The 16,348-nt window shown below is 45.0% G+C and carries 17 protein-coding genes and 9 tRNA genes; 24 read left to right on the top strand and 2 right to left on the bottom strand.

Features of this window, described 5'->3' with window-relative positions; all coding sequences use genetic code 11:
- The gene (locus EV213_RS15780; RefSeq protein WP_133581522.1) at positions 1-1,602 is read right to left on the bottom strand and encodes a diguanylate cyclase; all 1,602 of its coding nucleotides are present in this window, start codon (positions 1,600-1,602) and stop codon (positions 1-3) included.
- A gap of 352 nt (positions 1,603-1,954) precedes the next feature.
- Between EV213_RS15780 and EV213_RS15775 the strand changes: the two genes are divergently transcribed.
- The 14 genes from EV213_RS15775 (at position 1,955) to EV213_RS15710 (ending at position 14,306) form a co-directional block, all read left to right on the top strand.
- Positions 1,955-3,469: an NAD(P)H-hydrate dehydratase gene (locus tag EV213_RS15775; protein ID WP_133581521.1), complete on the top strand. Its 1,515-nt coding sequence runs from the start codon at positions 1,955-1,957 to the stop codon at positions 3,467-3,469.
- Between the two features lie 58 nt (positions 3,470-3,527).
- The gene (locus tag EV213_RS15770; protein ID WP_133581520.1) at positions 3,528-4,586 is read left to right on the top strand and encodes a LolA family protein; all 1,059 of its coding nucleotides are present in this window, start codon (positions 3,528-3,530) and stop codon (positions 4,584-4,586) included.
- Between the two features lie 213 nt (positions 4,587-4,799).
- The gene (gene alr, locus EV213_RS15765) at positions 4,800-5,981 is read left to right on the top strand and encodes an alanine racemase (protein WP_133581519.1); all 1,182 of its coding nucleotides are present in this window, start codon (positions 4,800-4,802) and stop codon (positions 5,979-5,981) included.
- A 246-nt stretch (positions 5,982-6,227) separates the two neighbouring features.
- Positions 6,228-6,521, top strand: coding sequence for a CopG family ribbon-helix-helix protein (locus tag EV213_RS15760; protein ID WP_133581574.1), 294 nt, complete (start codon positions 6,228-6,230; stop codon positions 6,519-6,521).
- 3 nt (positions 6,522-6,524) lie between these two features.
- Positions 6,525-6,878 carry a type II toxin-antitoxin system PemK/MazF family toxin gene (locus EV213_RS15755; protein ID WP_133581518.1) on the top strand — a complete coding sequence of 118 codons (354 nt, stop codon included), beginning with the start codon at positions 6,525-6,527 and terminating at the stop codon, positions 6,876-6,878.
- 288 nt (positions 6,879-7,166) lie between these two features.
- Positions 7,167-8,003, top strand: coding sequence for an RsbT co-antagonist protein RsbRA (locus tag EV213_RS15750; protein WP_133581517.1), 837 nt, complete (start codon positions 7,167-7,169; stop codon positions 8,001-8,003).
- Positions 8,000-8,356 carry an STAS domain-containing protein gene (locus EV213_RS15745; RefSeq protein ID WP_133581516.1) on the top strand — a complete coding sequence of 119 codons (357 nt, stop codon included), beginning with the start codon at positions 8,000-8,002 and terminating at the stop codon, positions 8,354-8,356. The genes EV213_RS15750 and EV213_RS15745 overlap by 4 nt, the downstream gene beginning before the upstream one ends.
- Position 8,357: 1 nt before the next feature.
- The gene (locus EV213_RS15740) at positions 8,358-8,759 is read left to right on the top strand and encodes an anti-sigma regulatory factor (protein ID WP_133581515.1); all 402 of its coding nucleotides are present in this window, start codon (positions 8,358-8,360) and stop codon (positions 8,757-8,759) included.
- Positions 8,760-8,774: 15 nt separating this feature from the next.
- Positions 8,775-9,785, top strand: a complete 1,011-nt coding sequence (locus EV213_RS15735; protein ID WP_133581514.1) for a PP2C family protein-serine/threonine phosphatase — start codon at positions 8,775-8,777, stop codon at positions 9,783-9,785.
- A 58-nt stretch (positions 9,786-9,843) separates the two neighbouring features.
- Positions 9,844-10,176: an STAS domain-containing protein gene (locus EV213_RS15730; protein ID WP_133581513.1), complete on the top strand. Its 333-nt coding sequence runs from the start codon at positions 9,844-9,846 to the stop codon at positions 10,174-10,176.
- Positions 10,173-10,658 (top strand): anti-sigma B factor RsbW, encoded by a 486-nt coding sequence (rsbW, locus tag EV213_RS15725; protein ID WP_133581512.1) that lies wholly within the window; start codon positions 10,173-10,175, stop codon positions 10,656-10,658. Before EV213_RS15730 ends, rsbW begins: the two co-directional genes overlap by 4 nt.
- Positions 10,624-11,415 (top strand): RNA polymerase sigma factor SigB, encoded by a 792-nt coding sequence (gene sigB, locus EV213_RS15720; RefSeq protein ID WP_133581511.1) that lies wholly within the window; start codon positions 10,624-10,626, stop codon positions 11,413-11,415. The genes rsbW and sigB overlap by 35 nt, the downstream gene beginning before the upstream one ends.
- Before the next feature lie 2 nt (positions 11,416-11,417).
- A complete protein-coding gene (locus EV213_RS15715) occupies positions 11,418-12,026 on the top strand; it encodes a PP2C family serine/threonine-protein phosphatase (RefSeq protein ID WP_133581510.1) in 609 nt (202 codons plus the stop codon).
- A 126-nt stretch (positions 12,027-12,152) separates the two neighbouring features.
- A complete protein-coding gene (locus EV213_RS15710; protein ID WP_133581509.1) occupies positions 12,153-14,306 on the top strand; it encodes a Tex family protein in 2,154 nt (717 codons plus the stop codon).
- 153 nt (positions 14,307-14,459) lie between these two features.
- Here EV213_RS15710 and cmpA read toward each other — a convergent pair whose 3' ends face one another.
- Positions 14,460-14,573: a cortex morphogenetic protein CmpA gene (gene cmpA / locus EV213_RS15705; protein WP_133581508.1), complete on the bottom strand. Its 114-nt coding sequence runs from the start codon at positions 14,571-14,573 to the stop codon at positions 14,460-14,462.
- Positions 14,574-14,676: 103 nt separating this feature from the next.
- Here cmpA and EV213_RS15700 point away from each other — a divergent pair, with 103 nt between their 5' ends.
- The 10 genes from EV213_RS15700 to EV213_RS15655 all read left to right on the top strand — a co-directional run bounded on the left by EV213_RS15700 (position 14,677) and on the right by EV213_RS15655 (position 16,147).
- A complete protein-coding gene (locus EV213_RS15700) occupies positions 14,677-15,129 on the top strand; it encodes a SprT family protein (RefSeq protein WP_133581507.1) in 453 nt (150 codons plus the stop codon).
- A gap of 141 nt (positions 15,130-15,270) precedes the next feature.
- Positions 15,271-15,345 (top strand) — tRNA-Asn (locus EV213_RS15695).
- Between the two features lies 1 nt (position 15,346).
- Positions 15,347-15,437 (top strand) — tRNA-Ser (locus EV213_RS15690).
- A gap of 8 nt (positions 15,438-15,445) precedes the next feature.
- A tRNA-Glu gene (locus EV213_RS15685) sits at positions 15,446-15,517 on the top strand.
- Between the two features lie 37 nt (positions 15,518-15,554).
- Positions 15,555-15,630 (top strand) — tRNA-Asp (locus tag EV213_RS15680).
- A gap of 6 nt (positions 15,631-15,636) precedes the next feature.
- Positions 15,637-15,711: transfer RNA gene (locus tag EV213_RS15675), tRNA-Gln, on the top strand.
- Between the two features lie 28 nt (positions 15,712-15,739).
- Positions 15,740-15,824: transfer RNA gene (locus tag EV213_RS15670), tRNA-Leu, on the top strand.
- Between the two features lie 40 nt (positions 15,825-15,864).
- Positions 15,865-15,941 (top strand) — tRNA-Arg (locus tag EV213_RS15665).
- A 39-nt stretch (positions 15,942-15,980) separates the two neighbouring features.
- Positions 15,981-16,054, top strand: a tRNA-Gly gene (locus EV213_RS15660).
- A gap of 15 nt (positions 16,055-16,069) precedes the next feature.
- Positions 16,070-16,147: transfer RNA gene (locus EV213_RS15655), tRNA-Ile, on the top strand.
- The last annotated feature ends 201 nt before the right edge of the window (positions 16,148-16,348 follow it).

Below are 16,348 nucleotides of genomic sequence, written 5' to 3'. Positions count from 1 at the left end.
TTATTTTCTCTCCTTTGTTCGTCGAATTAACCGTTGGACTCTAGCAAGCAATTCATCGGGACTAAAGGGCTTTGTCATGTAATCGTCAGCCCCTAACTGTAGAGCTTGAATAATACTCGTATCGGTCTTCCGTCCAGTGAGCATAACAACAGCAATGGTGGCGCTGTTAGGGCGTTGGCGTAATGTTTTCAATACTTCTACACCATCCATTTCCGGCATCACCCCATCTAGCAACACAATATGTTGGGCATTGCGGTCTAGCAGCTGATCACGCAAAAGACGAGGGCCACTGTCAAACGAATGTACTTCAACCCCATGGTGTTGCAAGGACAACTGCGAAAGCTTAGACGTCAGCAACCTTCGAATAATAGGATCATCGTCTACGACAGAAATCACAACGTGTTTATCACTTTGTTCAGGTTGAAGACTGTCAATATCCGCTTGGAAAATGCTAACGGAGCCTTTTGTCGTATGCTTGCCGCGATACAATGCAGCGTCCGCCTCAGCAAGCAGCTGCTCAGAGGTTGTCGAACCTGAAGTCATTTCAGTGACGCCGGCAGTAAAGCTTGAGAAAAAGGATGCATGAGCAGATTCAAAGAGTGTATTTCGATAATGGAACAAAACGCGTTCAATGACCTGTTTTGCTTCTTTGGCTGTCGTCATGGGCAACAATATCGTAAATTCTTCCCCACCATAGCGAAAGACTCGATCTTCCTGCCGTAAATGTTCCTTTAAATGCTCAGCCGCGCGTATGAGGACTTCATCGCCAACGAGGTGCCCGTGCGTATCATTTACCTGTTTAAAGTTATCAAGGTCAATCATCGCAATGGAATAAGGAATGGTATGTGTCAGCCATTGCTGCTTTTGTTGCTCTAAGTTTTCGAAAAGAAAGGCGCGATTAAAAACTTTCGTTAATGGATCTGTTGTCACCTGGGTTCGCAAACGAAAGGCGAGGTGTAGCCTGTTTTCAATCAAAGCATCAATTGTTGCAAGTGCCGTATGCTTCGGAATGGCATCTGTCACGCCAAGTCGATACAGCTTTTGCTGTGTGTCATCGCTAAATGGATCAATTAAGCCTAGGGTCGGTGACAACAAACCAAACGTCGCTTCTTTAATCGTTTCAAAAAAATGCATCTCATCGTCAGCGTCTTTTCTAATCGAAAAACAGACGTAATTGGGTTTCTCATCATAAAAAAGCGGAATGCCTCGCTTCGACGAAGCTGCGATAAGGACGGTGTAGCCTTTTGCTTCCATATAATCTTTGAAAAGGCTGACAAACTCAGGGTCCCTGTCTATGAGCAATAGTTTTGCAGAAGGTAGTGTCCTTTTCCGTGGGATGACGCCAGACGTAAGCAGCAACAGAAGCGGGGTAACGAACTCCCTCCACTTGCTTTCTGGCCATCGTTGGTTGTTTTCTTGTGAAAGAAGGCCAATCAAACGTTCAGCTTCGACAGAAAGGCCTTCAAGACCAATGGTCGCAGCAGTTCCTTTAATTGTGTGTAGCAGATGATATAGGTCTTCTTGGGCAAGGTCCTTTTGCTTTCCCCATGAATTTACTTGTACGCGTATGCGTTCTGAAAATATCGTTTGGTACGTGTCCAAATTGTCACCTCTCGGTTGGCTTTTCTATGAAAATAGTACCAGCATTTCTAGTGTACTATGATCCATTTGCAAAGAATAGACGCAATGCCTGAAATTATAATAGAAAGAATCACTAATTTTCACAGCAAACCCTCACAGCAGTGCTGTTTTTATTATGCAGTTTACATTTTCACGAAAAAAAGTAAGATGTCTCACGATCAACGGAGAAGGGAAGATGACTGAAGCTGTTTCGTTTTATTGGAATGAGGAAAAGGATAGTAGAAATGATGAGAAAACAAATATCTGAGGAAGCTCGTCTGCATAATCAGACAACCCCTATCATAGGATATATTGCGGTCAGGAGGGAACCGTTTTGAAGATCATCACAGTCAAAGACATGTACGAAGCAGACCGCTGGACCATGGAAGAGGCAGGCTTAGACGAGATAGTGCTTATGGAGAATGCAGGTGCGGCACTCGCTAGCAGTATCCAGGTAGGCGAAGGAAACGGTCGGGTCATTTTGGCTGGCAAAGGCAATAATGGCGGAGATGCCATCGTGATGGCAAGAAGGTGGGCTGAACAGAAGATCCCCTTCTCTTTATGGCTACTTTGTCCACCAGAAAAGCTCCGATCAGCTCCACGTCAACACCTAAATGCGTATGTCGCGGCCGGACATTCTTTCACGGTCCTTGCACCTGACACTAAGGAGCTCCTGGCAGAAGAGCTCAACGTCGCTCATTTAATCGTCGATGGGATGCTCGGCATAGGGACAAAAGGGGCACCAAGAGAGCCATATCGAACGATTCTTCAATGGGCGAACCATTCCCAGGCAATACGAATCGCCATTGACGTGCCGAGCGGAGTGTCTGAAGACATCCACCAAGGTGAGGTGTTTAAAGCAACGAGGACAATCACGCTCCAAGCGCCAAAAACGACGGCGTTCCATCCGAGGTGGACTTCCTTCTATGGACAGGTAGAGGTGGTGGACATTGGTCTTCCTGATAAAGCCTTTGAGAAAGTTGAAGTTCGAAGGCAGCTTTGGGGTCAAGAGCAAGTTCGGAGGACGTACCCTAAGCGTGCCCCAGATGCCCATAAGGGGACTGCTGGAAAAGCATGCGTGTTTGCTGGCTCCTTCACAATGCCCGGAGCGGCTGTTCTTGCAGGCAAAGCAGCAATTCGTGGAGGGGCGGGATTGACGACAATTGTCACACCAAAGTCAGCCTTGCCGCTTATTGCTCCTAGTCTTACAGAGGCCACGTATGTTGCAGCAAGTGACGAGGATGGTCACTTTTCAGGGGAGCTTCCTGCGCTCGGTTCGTTTGATGCGATCACTGTTGGACCTGGGATTGGTCGCCGGAAGGGAAGTGCTCTGCTTGTGGACCAACTGCTTGAGGCGGAAAACGTACCTCTTCTTTTGGATGCAGATGCACTTTATCATTTAAGCGAGGACGTTTCTCGGCTCAAGCGACGAGGCAGCCCGACGATATTGACGCCGCATCCGGGGGAAATGGCACAGCTATGCGGGGTAAAGGTGCAAGATGTGCAGACGGAGCGTTTAAATCTCTCTAGGCGTTTTTGCCAGGAGTATGGTGTGTTTCTCGTTTTAAAAGGTCCTCATACTGTCGTCACTACACCTAGTGGTGAACAATTTGTCAATCATTCAGGCAATGCGGCCTTAGCGAAAGGAGGGACAGGAGACGTGCTCACGGGCGTGATTACGGCCTTTATGATGTCCCATGGCAGCGTACAAGCTGCCCTTTGCAATGCGGTCTGGCTGCATGGCAAAGTCGCTGAGGTGCTTGTTGAAGAGAAACATTCACTAACAGATGTCACTGCCAGTGATGTGATTGATGGTTTGCCCAGTGTGCTTCGTACTGTTGAAAAGTAGAAGTGGATGCCGCTGTTCTCTCCTTTGTCGTCGAATCGAAGACAGAGGGGTTGAAGATTTGAAAAAGTCGATATTCATCTTAATGCTGTCACTCTTCCTCTTGGCGCTCGCTGGTTGCGGTACTAAAAGCCAGGAAGATGTGATGTCTGATTTAGAGAAGAAGCTTGAAACAATGGAGGGCTATAAAGCAAAAGCAACCATGACGGTTCAATCTGGTGAGGCGCCGCAATCCTATGACGTGGAAGTTTGGCACAAAGCCCCTGATTTTTATAGAGTGCTGCTCAGCCGTGGAAAAGATGAGCCAAGTCAAATTATCTTACGGAATGAAGAAGGTGTGTTTGTTCTCACACCTGCTCTGAACAAGAAATTTAAGTTTCAGAGTGAATGGCCGGAAAACAGCAGTCAACCGTATCTTTATGGGTCTTTAATTAAGGATATATTGATGGACCCTGATGCTTCATTTGAAAAGGTTGACAATCAATATGTTTTTCAGACAAAAACGAACTATAAATCTCACCAAACGATTCCGGCACAAAGAATCTACCTGAATAAGGATCTTTCCTTAACAAAGGTGGAGGCCCTAGACAGCAACGGAAAAGTATTGGTCCAAGTGGATGTAAGTTCCTTTGGGTTTGATCCGACCTTTGAAGAAGATGCATTTGATATGGAGAAAAACGAAACAACTGCCCAGTTGTTAGAAATGCCTGCATCAACAGTGGAAGGTGCTGAAGAGGCAGAAAACATGGAAGTCGACGGGCAAGAAGCAGCGATTGGTACTTTCCCTGTCATGTATGTGGATGAATCTTTAGGTTTTGAGCTAACAGAGGAAAGCACCATTGATCTAGATGAAGGGGAGCGACGGATCTTAAGCTATCAAGGAGAAAGCGGCTCCTTTACGCTCATTCAGGAACAAGTCGAGGTAGATTTAGAGGCAGAGAGACCCGTCTTTATGCCTGAAGGAGAGCCAGTAAGCATTGGGACGACGTTTGCAGCACTAAACGAAGGATCCATCTCATGGACAAAGGATGGCGTACAATTTTTTATCGCTTCCAATGACCTTGAGTCCGAAGACCTTGTCACCGTTGCAAAGTCCGTTCAAGCCCACTCTGCTAAATAAGGAACGAACAGAACCCAGGGGGAAATGTCTCCCTGGGTTTTTGAGTGTGGACCAAGTCGAGGCGCGGAGTTGCCGTAAGGGCAATGAGCACCGGACAAGGCAAAGCAACAAAGAAAGCGAACGTTTCTCATCAGCGTATTGCAATGACGATCCCGTATGTTCTACACTAGGTCTAATTAAAGAATGAAACAGCCAAAGTAGAGAGGCGAAAAAATGAAGCACTCGAACGAACAAAGAATGTACAGACAAACACGTGCTGAAGTGAATTTAGATGCAATTGAAGCAAACGTGTCCCGGATGGTGCGCCATCTTGGAGATCAAACAAAAGTAATGGCCGTTGTAAAAGCAAACGCCTATGGTCATGGGGATGTTGAAGTTGCTCAAACGGCACTGAAGGCAGGGGCTGATCATCTTGCTGTTGCGACACTTGATGAGGCTGTGTCTTTAAGAGAAAAAGGTATTCAAGCACCTTTGGTTGTTTTAGGCTGGACGCCACCAAATTTTGTTTCTATCGCGGTAGATCTGGATATCGCTTTGACCGCATTTCAAGCCGATTGGATCGAAGCAGCAGGAGCGTCTCTGGAAGGAAAGACATGCAAGCTTCACATTAAGTTTGATACGGGGATGAGCCGTCTTGGGATACGTACGTCCGATGAATTCCATGCGTTTGTGAAGGCACTGCACACGTGGTCGTCTTCTTTTGATATAGAAGGTTGCTTTACTCATTTTGCAGCCGCAGATCAGGCGGATACAAGGTTGCTTGATCAACAAAAGCAACAGTTTGAACAACGTTTGGCACAGCTGGAAAAGGCAGGTATCACACCTCGCCTCGTTCACTCTGAAAATAGTGCTGCAGGGATGATGGCTCCTGAGAGGGCGGTCACCTATTGCCGTTATGGCATTGCGATGTACGGTTTGGCGCCATCAAAATGGGTACTGGACAACAGCCCTTTTCCTTTAGAGCCAGCGCTAGCACTACGTACAAATGTGGTCGCGGTACGAAAGATTTCCGCAGGCGATACGGTTGGCTACGGCGCAGAATACATGGCTGAAAAGGAAGAATATATCGCCACATTGCCGATTGGGTACGCGGATGGTTGGCTGCGACACATGAAAGGCTTTTATGTGATTGTGGATGACCAAAAAGCACCGATTGTTGGGAGAGTTTGCATGGATCAATGCATGGTTGCTGTGCCAGAAAAGATAGATATCGGCACAGACGTCACTTTAATCGGTAATCAAGGTGGCCATTCCATCACAGCGGATGATGTTGCGAATTATGCAGGAACAATAAATTATGAAATCCCTTGTTTATTGTCTTTGCGCGTTCCGCGTATTTTTTTGAGAAACAAGAGAATAATTGGTATAAGAAATAAAGTATTAGGCGACAAATGATCTGCTCTATACTGTTCTGTCGGGGATTTTTCTTGGTATTCGACATATAATGAGACGATCTACTAAATACGTTGCCTCCTGACCCTCAACATTTTTCTACATTTTTTTTGAAAAACAGAAAGGGTTTTGCCCTGAAATGGCGAATATTCTTCCTTGGGAGTAACACACAGGCAACTATGCAAACCTTTGTCCCACATGTTAAGATGAGGGTTGTAGCTAAATAGGTCGGTGAGGCTTATGTGTCAAATGATCGTGGAGGTGGAGTTTGTGTCTGATTCGGAAAACATTATGATTTCATTGCCTTCGCAGCTCTTGCATGAGCTGGATGGTATCGTGCATCAAGAAAATGGAAATCGGAACGATCTCATTTATCAAGCGACTAAAATGTATCTTCGGGAAAGAAAACAACGTCAGATTCGTGAATCGATGCGTCGTGGGTATATGGAGATGGCGAAAATTAACCTGCATATCGCTTCAGAAGCCTTTCTTGCCGAGGAGGAAGCCGATCACACCTTAGACCGCTTAGTTAGCGGGGTGTAGGGTTTGGTTGTCAAACGTGGAGACGTTTACTTTGCCGATCTATCACCAGTCGTTGGTTCAGAACAAGGCGGTGTCAGACCGGTCTTGATTATTCAAAATGATATCGGAAACCGTTTTAGCCCTACAGTCATTGTTGCAGCCATTACAGCGCAAATTGAAAAGGCAAAGCTGCCCACCCATGTCGAAATTGATGCAAAACGGTATGGATTCGAACGTGATTCTGTCATTTTATTGGAGCAAATCCGTACAATTGATAAGCAACGTCTCACGGACAAAATTACTCACCTCAATGAAGAGATGATGCAGCGTGTGGATGATGCTGTTCAGATTAGCTTAGGCCTCTTGAAAGATTTTTAACTCAATACGATTGACTCAAAAAAGTTGCTCTAAACGATGGCAGCTTTTTTCGTTATGTAATGATTTTCAACCTATTTTTACTTTACAGATCGCTTGAGTGTATTAAAATGAAGTAAAATTATACTATGATTCCTTAACTATGCATGCTAGGAAATAGACAAAATTGCAAGGGATAGTGAAACATGAAATAATATGGATAGTTATGTCTTGTGATCTATGGGAGCATGGTGGCGTTTGTAATCTAAATTGACGCCATGAAAGATGTATAATTGATTGGGGGCACTGTTTGTGAAAGCTTATATTGTAGAAGCGATTGAAGAACAAAAGGATGTTATTGCCGAAAAATGGCTTAATGAATTGGAAACAGTTCGATCATCATGGCAAGTACAAAAAATGTCAGACGATCTTTATAAAACGACGAATCGAGAATTTTTAGAAACCATTTATTCTAATATTGAGCATACGCAAGCTAAGCTTGTCGAGGAGTTAAAGCATTTTTCTGATCGTATTATTCGAATGGGCTGGTCGTTAAATTACATGACAGAAGGGCTGCAAGCATTTCGTCGTACGGTTTTAGACACGCTCTTTCATATGGATACAACCAATCAATTTGAAATTATGGACCAAATTCAAAACTGGATTGATCCTATTATCAATGAAATTGTTCGGAATTATTCTGGGTCGTGGGAGGCGACCGTATCCTTGCAAAAAATTGCCTTACAGGAGCTGTCCGCTCCGCTTATTCCTGTGTTTGAGAATATTACGATCATGCCTCTCATCGGAACGATTGACACCGAAAGAGCCAAATTGATTATGGAAAATCTCTTAGAAGGTGTCATTAAGCACCGTTCAGCGGTTGTCCTCATTGACATCACGGGTGTACCTGTCGTCGACACGATGGTGGCGCATCATATTATTCAGGCAGCAGATGCCGTGCGCCTCATTGGAGCGAAGTGTATCCTTGTAGGCATTCGTCCGGAAATCGCACAAACCATTGTTACTCTTGGTATTGACCTTAGTCAGTTTCCGACGAAAAGCACACTTCGCAAAGGGATTGAATCTGCACTCCATAGCACGAACCGTAAACTTGTAAGTGTGGATGAAGAAGTAGGGGGGGAACTATGAGAATCCCAATTTTAAAGCTTCATGATTATCTGCTTATTACCATCCAATGGGAGCTGGACGATCAGACAGCACTTCAATTTCAGGAGGATCTGTTGGACAAGATCCACGAAACAGGTGCAAAAGGCATTGTGATTGATCTGACATCTGTGGATATGATTGATTCTTTTATCGCCAAGGTCCTTGGTGATGTTGTCAATATGTCAAATTTAATGGGCGCAAAAGTCGTGCTCACTGGAATTCAGCCTGCTGTAGCTATCACCCTTATTGATCTCGGTATATCCATGCGGACCGTCCCGACTGCACTGGATTTAGAACAAGGATTGGATAAGTTGCAGCAGGAGCTGGGGAGTTAGCATGAACATTCAATCCTGTGTAGAAGTAGTAAAAGAATGGGATATCGTGGCCGCAAGGCAATTGGGACGCAATGTGGCCAAGGACATTGGCTTTGGAAACGTCGACCAGGCCAGAATCACAACCGCTGTATCAGAGTTAGCTAGAAACATCTATTTATACGCAGGGACAGGACGCATATGCATTTATCCTATCGAAGAAATTGGAAAAAGAGGTCTTGTGATTTCATCTATTGATAATGGACCAGGGATAAAAGATATTAAACGAGTCATGGAAGATGGATATTCAACATCAGGTGGTTTAGGTGCAGGGCTTCCAGGAGTGAAACGTTTGATGGATGAGTTTGATTTACGTTCGAAAGAAGGAGAAGGAACAGAAATTACGGCGAAGAAATGGCTCCGATAAGGAGGGCGTAAGGTTTTGGAAATGAGAGACCTCGTTCAGCAAAAATACAAAGAAATATTAATTCACTATTTACAAAAGCAAGATGAACAAACGCTTTACAAAGGGCAAGAATTGAGCCGAAAAGCAATTGAACAGCGCATTTCTCCAGAAGAGATTGTCAGCCTGCATGTAGGTGTGCTTGAAGAAATCTATCCAGACGTACCTGAAGAAATCCGGAAATCTTTTGATGTTCTGCTAGAGGTTATGATTGGTTATGGCTTTGCGTATCGTGAGCATCAAAGCTTACGCCACCAACAGCTTGAACTAAAAACAGAGATAGAAGTTGCAGCGAACATGCAAACGACCTTGCTGCAAACCGAGACACCAAACTTACCAGGCGTGAAGGTTGGAGCGAAAAGTGTGCCTGCAAAACAAATGAACGGGGATTATTACCATTTCGCTCAAGACGAAAACGATTGTTTAGGAGTCGCCATTGCCGATGTGATTGGGAAGGGAATGCCTGCTGCTTTATGCATGTCGATGATCAAATACTCAATGGACAGCCTTCCAGAGACAAGGATGCAGCCGGGAGCGGTTTTGGAAAATTTAAATCGTGTTGTCGAACATAATGTTGATCCAAGTATGTTTATTACGATGTTGTATGGCATTTATGATCCGCGCATTCATAGCTTCTTTTTTTCTTCTGCTGGCCATGAGCCTGGATTTTATTACAATGCAAAAGAAAACCGCTTTACTGAGATATCAACAAAAGGATTGGTTCTTGGTGTGACGCGTACGGCGACCTTCGAAGAATATCGTCTTGATCTGGCGCCAGGCGACATGATTGTCCTCTTGTCAGATGGTGTCACAGAATGTCGAGCAGGAGATCAATTTATTGAGCGGGAATTCATCGCAGAGCTTATCCAGAAGAATATGGATAAGTGTCCACAGGAAATTGTTGAAGGTGTGTACGATGAACTTGCTCGGTTGCAAGAATTTGAGCTGAGAGACGATTTTACGCTAATTATATTACGTAGAGACGTTTAACTGCTTCCATTTGTGGGTACTTGTAAAAGGCACAATGACAATTAAAGAGGTGTACTTTATGAACTTAACAATAGATCAAAATACAACACAATCTACCCACCTAGTTCGTCTTACTGGAGAGGTAGATGCGTTTACAGCACCAAAGCTACGTGAGGCTCTACTTCCATTGACCGAACAGGAAGGTGCCGAGGTTATTGTCGATCTCACAGACGTGTCGTATATGGACAGCACGGGTCTTGGCGTCTTTATTGGAGCACTCAAATCAGCCAAGAAAAACAATGGCAACATTAAGCTCACTGGTATGAACAAGCGGGTTGAACGTCTGTTTACCATTACCGGTCTTACGGAAGTGTTAGAGATAGACAATTCAATGAGGGGTGAATTGCAATGAAGGAGGTCTTCGATTTCGTTGAAATGACAATTCCTGCAAAGCCTGAGTATGTAGGTGTCGTTCGTCTAACGGTTTCAGGCGTTGCGAACCGTATGGGATTTAACTATGAAGAAATTGAAGATGTAAAAGTGGCGCTTTCCGAGGCATGTACAAACGCTGTTCATCATGCCTATCAGGATGATGAGGACGGTGAAATAAAAATCGGCTTTGGCGTTTACGAGGACCGTCTTGAGCTTATGGTATCTGATAGCGGAAAAAGCATTGACCTAAATGGAATTAAAAAGAAATTAGGTCCAGTAAGCACAGATACTCCTGTAGATCATTTGACGGAGGGTGGTCTCGGCTTGTTCCTCATAGATACATTGATGGACAAAGTTGAGCTGACCAGTGAAGCGGGTGTCGTCGTTCTTATGACTAAGTTTCTGGAAAGAGATGAGGTGGAGGATAGTGTCGACACAATCTCGGCCCCACAACAAAACTAAATCAACTGAAGTGTACGAATGGATCAAACAATCTCAGGAAGATCCTGAGAATGAAGAAGTCAAAGAAAAAATTGTTCTGAAATACAATGATCTTGTCGTTTCACTTGCTCGAAAGTATTCAAGAGGCAGAAGCATTCATGATGATCTTGTTCAAGTCGGAATGATCGGGTTGCTTGCCTCCATCCGCAGATACGACAGCACCTTTGGAAAAAGCTTTGAGTCTTTTGCTGTACCGACGATTATCGGTGAGATCAAGCGATTTATTCGTGATAAAACGTGGAGTGTACACGTGCCAAGACGAATCAAAGAGCTTGGACCGAAAATTAAACGTGCGGTTGAAGAATTAACAACAGCGCTTCAGCGGTCGCCAAAAATTGACGAAATTGCGGAGTATTTAGAGGTCTCAGAAGAAGATGTGCTGGAAACGATGGAGATGGGAAAGAGTTATCAAGCTCTATCCGTAGATAGCTCGATCGAAGCTGATTCTGAAGGAAGCACAGTCACATTGCTAGATCTTGTTGGGAAGCAAGAGAGTGGGTATGAGACAACGGATCAGCGTATGCTGCTTGAAAAAGTGTTCCATGTCTTGTCCGAGCGGGAACAAGAGATTTTAAAGTGCACGTATTTCGAAAATATGAGTCAAAAAGAAACTGGCGACCTTCTAGGTATTTCACAAATGCATGTGTCGAGGCTGCAACGCCGTGCTCTTAAGAAATTAAAAGAGGCAATGCGTGTGGAATCTACGGAGTGCCTTTAAGTATGAAAAAAAATCAGCAGCTTCGTCGGATGGACGTCTTTTCATTTCAACGAGCAAAAGGCGGCCAAGAGACGTGTGGTGACAGCTTTTTCTTTGAGGAAACTGAGGACTATTTTGTTTGTGCCTTGGCTGACGGCCTTGGGAGTGGAGTTGACGCGAATAAGGCGTCTCATGCGGCGATCTCAGAAATTCGTTCTCATCATGCTTTAGAAAATATTGAGCAGCTATTCTTGCGTGCCAACCATGCGATGAAAGATAAGCGCGGCGCCGTGCTCACGGTATTTTTCGTGGATTATGTGAAGAAAGAACTTACTTGTGCATCAATAGGGAACATTCGCTTGTTCTTTCATTCAGCGACAGGGAAGCTCACCTATCCATTGCCGCAATCGGGATATCTATCTGGAAGACCGCAAAAGCTCAAGATCCAAACCTTTCCTTGTGAGCAAGGGAGCACATTTTTAATTCATTCCGATGGGTTGGAGTTGCGATCACCTCGAAATGTAGGATGGCAATTGAAGTCAACCAAGAGCGCGTTCGAGCAGCTGGCCACATCGATTGAAGAAAAGCCAACAGATGATGTGACGTATCTTATCGGCACATTTGCACGATAATAGCATGAATGAAAGGCTTTCAGGCGTACTGAAAGTTTTTTTGTTGTGCATAAAAGAGGAGGATGGCTTGCCCTTTGTTTTGCAATAATGCTATGTTGAATAAAGCCATGGACGAGGAGGAGTTATATGAGCAATCTAGAACAGAAGCACATTGATCTCATCGCAAAAGAATTAACGATTAGTAGCAAACAGGTAAAGAGTGTGCTTTCATTAACAGAAGAAGGCAACACTGTGCCGTTTATCGCAAGATACCGTAAAGAACAAACTGGAAGTCTGGATGAAGTGCAAATTCAAGATATTCTTGAACGAGCTACATATATAGGGAATTTGGAAGAACGAAAACTGGACGTCATTCGCCTCATTGATGAACAAGGCAAGCTTACAACGGAACTTCAAGAGAATATTCAAGCAGCAACCGTGCTTCAAAAGGTTGAGGATTTGTATCGTCCATATAAACAAAAGCGAAGAACACGTGGAACCAAAGCGAAGGAAAAAGGCCTTGAACCCCTCGCCTTATGGCTGCTTGAAGAAAACGCCGAGGACCCTGAAACAAAAGCAGCTAACTTTGTGAATGATGATGTACCGACAACTGAGGAAGCACTTCATGGTGCACTTGATATTCTTGCTGAGCAAGTAGCGGATGACCCAGACAATCGTCAGTTTGTTCGACAAAAAACGTTCGACACTGGACTGCTTTCTTCAAAGGTGAAAAATGAAGCGGATGATGAGAAAAAACGCTTTGAGATGTATTACGACTATGACGAAGCGGTGAAAAAGGCAGCTGCCCATCGCATTTTGGCAGTCAACCGTGGGGAAAATGAAGGTGTTTTGCGTGTCTCTATTGTCACGTCTAGCGAAACCATTGTTGAAAAGCTTGTAAGAGACGTTGTGAAAAAGCCTGCGTCTCCGACGACTCCTTATCTTGAGGATGCCATGAAGGATGCCTATAAGCGATTGTTGCAGCCCGCTGTCGAGCGTGATATTCGCAATGAGCTCACTGAGAAAGCGGAGAAGCAGGCCATAAATGTGTTTGCAAAAAACCTGCAAAACCTATTGCTTCAGCCTCCATTAAAAGGCAAGCATGTGCTTGCGGTAGATCCTGCCTATCGGACTGGATGCAAGCTCGCGGCAGTCGACGACACGGGCAAAGTTCTCTATATCGATGTGATCTATCCTCATAAACCAGTGGGGAAATTTGCTGAAGCTAAAGCAACCGTCAAAAAAGCACTCAAACAATATGAGATAGGGCTCATCGCTATTGGCAATGGAACAGCATCGCGCGAAACGGAGGAATTCGTTTCTGAGCTTCTCAAAGAGTATGATGCACCTGTGTTGTATTGTATCGTTAATGAGGCCGGCGCCAGCGTTTACTCAGCCTCTGCGTTGGCAAGAGAAGAGTTCCCTGATTTACAAGTAGAAGAACGTAGTGCAGTGTCCATTGCAAGACGTGTGCAGGATCCACTGGCTGAATTGGTGAAAATTGATCCTAAGTCCGTCGGCGTCGGTCAGTATCAGCATGATGTATCACAGAAAGAATTACAGCAATCGTTGCAGTTCGTCGTTGAGACCGCTGTGAACCAGGTCGGTGTCAATGTGAATACGGCTTCAGCAAGTCTGTTGTCCTACGTGGCAGGTCTGTCTTCAGGTGTTGCCAAAAACATTGTTCAGTTTCGCGAAGAGAAAGGCCGCATTACAAAACGGTCACAGCTGAAAAAAGTCCCACGACTTGGTGATAAAACGTTTGAGCAATGTATTGGTTTTTTGCGAGTGCCTGATGGTGATGTGCCATTGGACAGGACGAGCATTCATCCAGAAAGCTATCCAGTCGCCTTAGGTCTACTAGAAACACTCGGCATGACAACAAAGGATATTGGAAGCCAGGAGCTTGCCAAACATTTAGACGCTCTTAAGGTTTCAGAAGTCGCAAGTCGCTTAGAGATAGGTACATTAACATTAGAAGACATTATTGCCGATTTAAAAAAGCCGTCGAGAGACCCCCGAGATGACGTCGCGCAGCCACTGTTAAAGAAGGGCATTACGACAATGGAGGATCTAGAGGCAGGTATGGAAATGCAAGGTACTGTTCGAAACGTGATTGATTTTGGTGCCTTTGTTGACATTGGTGTAAAGCAGGATGGCCTTGTCCATATTTCGAAGTTAAAAAAAGGGTTTGTTAAGCACCCTCTTGATGTGGTTCAAGTTGGGGATGTTGTCACCGTATGGATTGATGTGATTGATTCGGCCAAGGGGCGAATCGGCTTGACAATGATTCAACCTTAACCACATTTCCTTGTGTAGGAGAATACAACGGTCGTATTCTCCTCAGGCTTTGTATTCTTTGGTGCGTTGCCTTGTTCGGGGCTCATTGCCGGTGTTTGGTTTTGGAGTCAATGCTGTTCATCTTAAAGAGGAGAATAGTAAGCGTTCTCCTTATTATGGTGAGTACTTGTTCCGATAAAAATACCAGCATTGATTCAACAAACGTATTTCGTAGCGGTTTTTTTCTAAGTATGCTTTTTTAAGCTGTTTTTTAAGCCAGTGTGGCATATACGCTCCCTCCTTGAACATTTTATGTTCTTAGATCGTTTTTCATTTTATGCGGCATAGCTTGTTGATGTACCAGTTCCTTTAAGGAAGTGAGGAATTCAGTATGGACAATAATGACTTGCAGGCGTATGTAGAAGACATATCCCTCGAGTATTTCTCGAAACCATTTCATCATAAGGCATTTTTTAACCCAAGGCTGAGAACCACGGGTGGAAGGTACGCATTAGGGGACCATCATATTGAAATTAACCCGAAGCATGTTGAGCAGTTTGGTCAGAAAGAGCTTGCGAGCATAGTAAAGCATGAGCTTTGTCACTATCATTTGCATTTAGAGGGGAAAGGATACAAGCATCGCGATCAAGAATTCAAAAGGCTGTTAGCCGAAGTTGGAGGGGCGAGGCACTGCTCTGCACTGCCTGAGAATAAAGGGATAAGCCATCTTTATGAATGCAAAGATTGTTCAGAACGTTTCGTCCGTAAACGCAGAATACGGACGGACCGATACGTATGCGGAAGATGTCGAGGGAAATTGAAAAAAATCACGAATTTCAGTTGACTGGCACGAAACGTATATGGTAAGTTTATTAAGCCGTTGCGAAAGAGATTAGGCGGTCGCGATTGTCTACAAACTATGTGTTGACAATTGAATTGCAGTCAATTACAATATAGAACGTCGCTTCATTCGTTGAATTATTATTCCACAGTAGCTCAGTGGTAGAGCTATCGGCTGTTAACCGATCGGTCGCAGGTTCGAATCCTGCCTGTGGAGCCATGGAGAAGTACCCAAGTGGCTGAAGGGGCTCCCCTGCTAAGGGAGTAGGTCGTTTACGCGGCGCGAGGGTTCAAATCCCTCCTTCTCCGCCATTGTGCATGGCCCGTTGGTCAAGCGGTTAAGACACCGCCCTTTCACGGCGGTAACACGGGTTCGAATCCCGTACGGGTCATTCAGTTGAATATTTGCCGGTCACGCCGGCGCTATAAGGTCCCGTGGTGTAGCGGTTAACATGCCTGCCTGTCACGCAGGAGATCGCCGGTTCGATCCCGGTCGGGACCGCCATTTTAATGGGCTATAGCCAAGCGGTAAGGCAACGGACTTTGACTCCGTCATGCGCTGGTTCGAATCCAGCTAGCCCAGCCAGAAATTTTAACTTCATACCATTTTTTCTGCGGTCGTGGCGGAACGGCAGACGCGCTAGGTTGAGGGCCTAGTGGGAGTTATATCCCGTGGAGGTTCAAGTCCTCTCGACCGCATCATCCTTTTTTGTTTATCGGTGCCAAAGCGCATCCATATGCGCCCGTAGCTCAATTGGATAGAGCGTTTGACTACGGATCAAAAGGTTAGGGGTTCGACTCCTCTCGGGCGCGCCACCTTACATTTGATCGATAAATAGAAATAATACAACCTTTGCGGGTGTAGTTTAGTGGTAAAACCTCAGCCTTCCAAGCTGATGTCGTGGGTTCGATTCCCATCACCCGCTCCATTTTTTATGCTGTGGGGGCCTGTAGCTCAGCCCGGTTAGAGCGCACGCCTGATAAGCGTGAGGTCGGTGGTTCGAGTCCACTCAGGCCCACCATATTGTCCTTTGAAAACTGAACAGAAGTCAAATGCAAAAAAACGTGCCATGTTGAAAGACATGTAAAATAAATCCCGTTGATTTTACTTAAATCAACAACGCAGGAAACAACGCAGGAATGGAACATCAGTGAGAACTGATGAACGCCAGACCATACTATTATGGAGAGTTTGATCCTGGCTCAGGACGAACGCTGGCGGC

It is taken from the genome of Aureibacillus halotolerans (genome assembly GCF_004363045.1).
GTDB classification, from domain to species: domain Bacteria; phylum Bacillota; class Bacilli; order Bacillales; family DSM-28697; genus Aureibacillus; species Aureibacillus halotolerans.
Note: the sequence above shows the minus strand (reverse complement) of the source record. Positions and strands in the feature narration are given on the sequence as shown.